Genomic DNA, 5,214 nt, shown 5'->3' with positions numbered 1-5,214 from the left:
TGCCGACCGCCTGACCAATACCTGTGAAGCCGAGCAGCGGGAACAGCGGGAAGCAATGGAACGCTCCCTTACAAGGGACGAGGAACGGATTGAGGTTCTGGACAAAATGGTAATGCGGCTTTATGAGGATATGATTGCAGGGCGTATCAGTGAGCAGAACTTCAACACCATGCTGGAAAAGACACAGACCGAGCAGACGGAGCTTAAAGCAAAAGTGTCCGAGGGCAGAAAGCGGCTGTCCGATGAAGTCCAGCTTGCCAATGACGCAAAGCAGTGGGTGGAAGCCATTCAGGAATATGCCAACATCACAGAGCTGGACGCAGCCACCCTTAACCGCTTAATCAAAGAAATCGTCGTGCATGAGCGCATTGACGAGGATAAAACAAGACACATTTCTATCGAAATTCATTTTAATCTCAAACCCATCCCGGAGGTGGAACAGGTCACTGCCTGACCTGTCCTACCGGGACGGTTCTCTTAACAACACCATATAGATTTTTTGTACGCCGCCGCCCGCCATCGAGCAGAGTTTTACACCTAATTGGGGATAAAACAGCTTATGGCTGGCGGAGGTGTTGTTTTGATTGGTACACAGCTTATTCCTCTTTTGAGCGGATTATTTTAAGTAAACGAAAGGAGAACCGCCCATGTTCGATGGCATTTTTGAAGCAATCGAGGAGTGGATGAGGGGACTTCTGACGGGAATGGTGGAATCCAATCTGACAACAATGTTTACAGATGTTAATGAGAAAACCGGAGAGATTGCGGCTCAGGTTGGACAGACACCACAAGGCTGGAACGGAAGTATTTTCAGCCTGATACAGAATTTGTCCGATTCTGTCATTGTGCCGATTGCAGGCATGATTATTACATTTGTACTTTGTTATGAACTGATTTCCATGTTTACAGAAAAGAATAACATGCACGAGGTTGATACATGGATGTTCTTTAAATATTTTTTCAAAATGTGGGTAGCTGTGTATCTGGTCAGCCATACATTTGACATTACTATGGCGGTGTTTGATGTAGGACAACATATCGTCAATGCTGCCGGAGGTGTCATTGAGTCGGATACGGCAATCAATGTAGACACGATGCTGGAGCAGATGAAAACAGCAATGGAATCTATGGAAATCGGGGAACTTGTGATATTGGCATTGGAAACCATGCTGGTCAGTTTGTGTATGAAAATCATGTCTGTACTAATTACGGTAATTCTATATGGAAGAATGATAGAAATTTATCTTTACACCTCGGTTGCACCAATTCCATTTTCCACGATGTCAAATCGGGAATGGGGACAGATTGGAAACAATTATTTCCGTGGGCTGTTTGCCCTTGGATTTCAGGGATTTTTTATGATGGTGTGTGTCGGTATTTATGCAGTGCTGATTGCGACCATTGAAATTTCAGATAACATGCACTCTGCATTGTTCGGAGTGGCAGCATATACCGTAATTTTATGTTTTAGTCTGATGAAAACAGCAAATTTAAGCAAATCAATTTTTAACGCACATTAAAGGGGGAATGAAGATGGGAAAATATCAAGTGATTTATGCAGATCCTCCGTGGGCATATCGGGTTTGGAGTAAAAAAGGAAACGGGCGATCAGCGGAAAGCCACTACCCAACCATGAGCATAGAAGAAATAGCAGATTTGCCAGTAAACGAATTGGCAGATGAAAATTGTGCATTGTTTTTATGGGTTACATTTCCACTTTTAAAAGAAATATGGAAGGTAATTGATGCGTGGGGATTTACCTATAAAAGTGTAGCATTTGTGTGGATCAAACAGAATAAAAAAGCAGATTCTTTGTTTTGGGGTATGGGGTACTGGACAAGAGCCAATGCAGAGATTTGTATTCTTGCAACAAAAGGAAGTCCAAAACGTTATTCCAAACGTGTGCATCAGGTTATTGTAAGCCATATTGAGGAACATAGTAAGAAACCAGAGGAGGCAAGAAGACGGATTGAGCAGTTAATGGGAGATGTGCCACGTATTGAACTGTTTGCACGTAGAGAAACACCGGGATGGGACGTGTGGGGAAATGAAGTTGCCTGTTCTTTGGGAACAGAAATATTACAGGAAAATAAAAGAAAGGAAACATCAGAGAAGAAGATGGGAGATTTGCTGAACCTGTGACAGCCATTTTCACTCTGGTCGGAAAAAAGATGGCATTTGTATCCGTACCAAAGGATTTGACAAAGGTAAAAAATAAAGTGGTCTTAAATTTGACAAAAAGGCAGCTTCTTTGCCTTTCGATTGCGGCGGCAATGGGATTACCGTTTTATTTTTTAACAAAAGACTGGATTGGGACGAGTAATGCAGCAACAGGTATGGTCATTCTTATGGTTCCAGCTTTTTTATTTGCAATGTATGAGAAAGATGGAATGCCACTGGAAAAGATTTTGTTCCATATTATTCAAGTGAAACTGCAACGTCCGGCAGTCCGCAAATATGAAATAGAAAATTTTTATGAGAAGGAGGAAAATTTGCAGACGGAGAGAAAGAAAAAAGGAGGGAAGCCTGATGGTAGACAGAATGGATAAGAGAAAACCTGTAAAACTTACAAGAAGTGAGAAAAAAGCCATGAGGCGTACAGAAAAACTGGCAGTAAAATTAGAAAAAGAACAGGAAAGGGCAGATAAAATCCGCAGGAAAAAGGAAGCAAAAAGAGCTGCCCGTGAGGAAAAGAGGAGAAAAAAAGGAAGCAGAAAAAGTGGAGCGCAGAGAAAGGATAGGAAACCTACACTGAATAAGAGAACAGAAAGGAAGCATTCCTATTCAGAAAAGAAATCTTCTACCGGAAAGGTGAGATGTACCAATGTGAAAAGAAAACAGGAACGGAACATATCAGCACAGAACTCCATTCCATACAGAGAGATGGCAAAAGACGGAATTTGCAGGGTTCAGGAAAAGTATTATTCCAAAACAATCCGTTTTTATGATATTAACTACCAGCTTGCCCAGAATGAAGATAAGAATGCTATTTTTGAAAACTGGTGTGATTTCTTAAATTATTTTGACAGCACCATACATTTTCAGATTTCCTTTATCAATCATCACAGTAATATGAAGGAATTTGAATCCGTAATACAAATTCAGCCGCATAATGATGCTTTTGATGATGTGCGTATGGAGTATGCACAAATGTTAAGGGATCAGCTTGCAAAAGGGAACAATGGTCTGGTACGGACAAAGTATATTACTTTTGGAATTGAAGCAGAGAATATCCGGGAGGCAAAACCAAAACTGGAGCGTATTGAAGCCGATATTTTAAATAATTTTAAGGTTCTTGGTGTGTCTGCATATCCATTGAGTGGAGAAGAAAGGCTGCAAATCCTCTATGAAACTTTTAATCCGGAAGAGAAAGTGCCATTTCAGTTTTCTTATGACAGGATATTACGTTCCGGCATGGGAACAAAGGATTTTGTAGCGCCTACCAGTTTTGTTTTTAAAGAAGGGAAAACCTTTCAGATGGGAAATACCATAGGGGCAGCGTCTTATCTTCAGATTTTAGCACCGGAGTTGACAGATAAAATGCTGGCAGAATTTTTGGATATGAACAGAAACCTGATCGTGAATCTTCATATCCAGTCCATAGATCAGATGAAAGCCATTAAACTGGTAAAAAATAAGGTGACAGATATTAACCGTATGAAAATTGAGGAACAGAAAAAAGCAGTACGTGCAGGGTATGACATGGACATCATACCTTCTGACTTAAATACATACGGAGGAGAAGCCAAGAGGCTGTTGGAAGATTTACAGTCCAGAAATGAAAGAATGTTTTTAGTGACAGTTCTTTTCCTGAATACAGCGAAAACAAAGCAGGAATTGGATAATGCGGTATTCCAGACTGCCGGGATTGCACAGAAATATAATTGTTCTTTACGGCGTTTGGATTATATGCAGGAGCAGGGATTGATGAGCAGTGTTCCGTTGGGAATGAATATGATTCCGATTAAACGGGCATTGACCACCACATCTACTGCTATTTTTGTGCCTTTTACCACGCAGGAGTTATTTATGGGAGGAGAATCCCTATATTATGGCTTAAATGCGTTATCCAATAACATGATTATGGTAGACAGAAAGAAACTGAAAAATCCAAATGGTCTGATTCTTGGTACGCCGGGGTGCTTTACCGGGGAAACAAAACTGCTGTTACCAGATGGAAGAAAAGTCAGCTTCTTAGAATTGTTTGCAGAGAAAGAGGAAGTTTTTGTCAATAGTTTTGATTTCCAGAAGCAGGAGCTTGTAAAAGCCAGAGGGTATGATGTGCGCTGCACGAAAGAGGTTACAGAATTGGTAGAGGTAGAACTGGAAAATGGAGAAACGGTACGTTGTACTCCGGATCACTGGTTTCTTACGCAGTCGGCAGGATATGTGGAAGCTTGTAACTTGAAAGTAGGAGCAAAGTTTATACCGGAACATGAAGTGAAAGCAGTCCGTTTCCTGAATTTAGAAGAAGCGGTTCCTGTTTATGACATTTCCGTAGAAGGTTATCAGAATTTTCTTTTATCCTGTGGCGTAGTGGTACATAATTCAGGAAAATCTTTTGCGGCAAAGAGAGAGATTGCCAATGTGTTTTTTGCAACACAGGACGATATTATTATCGGAGATCCGGAGGGCGAATATTATCCGTTGGTACATGCACTGGGGGGACAGGTAATTCATATTTCCCCGACAAGTCACGATTATATCAATCCGATGGACATCAATCTGGATTATTCAGATGATGACAATCCTCTTGGATTTAAGAGTGATTTTATCTTATCTCTTTGTGAGCTGATTATGGGTTCCAGAAATGGAATTGAAGCAGAGGAAAAATCAGTGATAGACCGTTGTCTGCCACTGGTATATCAGAAGTATTTTGAAAATCCAATACCGGAAAATATGCCGGTACTTGGAGATTTATATGACTGCCTGAGAAAACAGGAAGAAGTACAGGCACAGAGGATTGCCACAGCACTTGAAATTTATGTCAATGGTTCCCTGAATGTATTCAATCATCATACGAACGTGGAACTGAATAATCGTATTGTATGTTTTGATATTAAAGATTTGGGAAAGCAGCTAAAGAAGTTAGGAATGCTGATTGTGCAGGATGTGCGCTTTGTTTCTTGTTAATCTCCATAGAAATATGGAACAAAGCAAGACAGATTTCTAATGAAATCTGAACTCTATATTCGATTTGACAGGGGAAGTTCC

The 5,214-nt window shown here is 40.7% G+C and carries 5 protein-coding genes and 1 pseudogene; all 6 read left to right on the top strand.

All coding sequences use genetic code 11. The annotated features are described in order from the left end of the window. A partial coding sequence (locus ACTQXY_RS15085) for a DUF4368 domain-containing protein (RefSeq protein ID WP_441660154.1) occupies positions 1-454 on the top strand: 454 nt, incomplete at its 5' end. 90 nt (positions 455-544) lie between these two features. After that, positions 545-625 (top strand): annotated as a pseudogene (locus ACTQXY_RS15080) (Maff2 family mobile element protein); the annotation flags it as partial. 22 nt (positions 626-647) lie between these two features. After that, entirely contained in the window at positions 648-1,520 is an 873-nt protein-coding gene (locus ACTQXY_RS15075; RefSeq protein ID WP_101879806.1) for a VirB6/TrbL-like conjugal transfer protein, CD1112 family, read from the top strand. Positions 1,521-1,533: 13 nt separating this feature from the next. Continuing rightward, entirely contained in the window at positions 1,534-2,142 is a 609-nt protein-coding gene (locus ACTQXY_RS15070) for an MT-A70 family methyltransferase (protein ID WP_118382354.1), read from the top strand. A gap of 29 nt (positions 2,143-2,171) precedes the next feature. Continuing rightward, on the top strand, positions 2,172-2,549 hold the full coding sequence (locus tag ACTQXY_RS15065; RefSeq protein ID WP_004611665.1) for a PrgI family protein: 378 nt from the start codon (positions 2,172-2,174) through the stop codon (positions 2,547-2,549). Beyond that, positions 2,530-5,133: a VirB4-like conjugal transfer ATPase, CD1110 family gene (locus ACTQXY_RS15060; protein WP_441660153.1), complete on the top strand. Its 2,604-nt coding sequence runs from the start codon at positions 2,530-2,532 to the stop codon at positions 5,131-5,133. Before ACTQXY_RS15065 ends, ACTQXY_RS15060 begins: the two co-directional genes overlap by 20 nt. The last annotated feature ends 81 nt before the right edge of the window (positions 5,134-5,214 follow it).

This window comes from Faecalimonas sp. LCP19S3_D12, from assembly GCF_052121495.1.
Classification (GTDB): Bacteria; Bacillota; Clostridia; order Lachnospirales; family Lachnospiraceae; genus Faecalimonas.
The sequence above is the reverse complement of the archived record's forward strand: the minus strand, read 5'-3'. Positions and strand labels throughout refer to the sequence as shown.

What these genes read in the sequence shown, in the direction of transcription:
- ACTQXY_RS15075 (WP_101879806.1), top strand. Translation starts at nt 648, where the DNA reads ATGTTCGATGGCATTTTTGAAGCAATCGAGGAGTGGATGAGGGGACTT.
- ACTQXY_RS15070 (WP_118382354.1), top strand. Translation starts at nt 1,534, where the DNA reads ATGGGAAAATATCAAGTGATTTATGCAGATCCTCCGTGGGCATATCGG.
- ACTQXY_RS15065 (WP_004611665.1), top strand. Translation starts at nt 2,172, where the DNA reads ATGGCATTTGTATCCGTACCAAAGGATTTGACAAAGGTAAAAAATAAA.
- ACTQXY_RS15060 (WP_441660153.1), top strand. Translation starts at nt 2,530, where the DNA reads ATGGTAGACAGAATGGATAAGAGAAAACCTGTAAAACTTACAAGAAGT.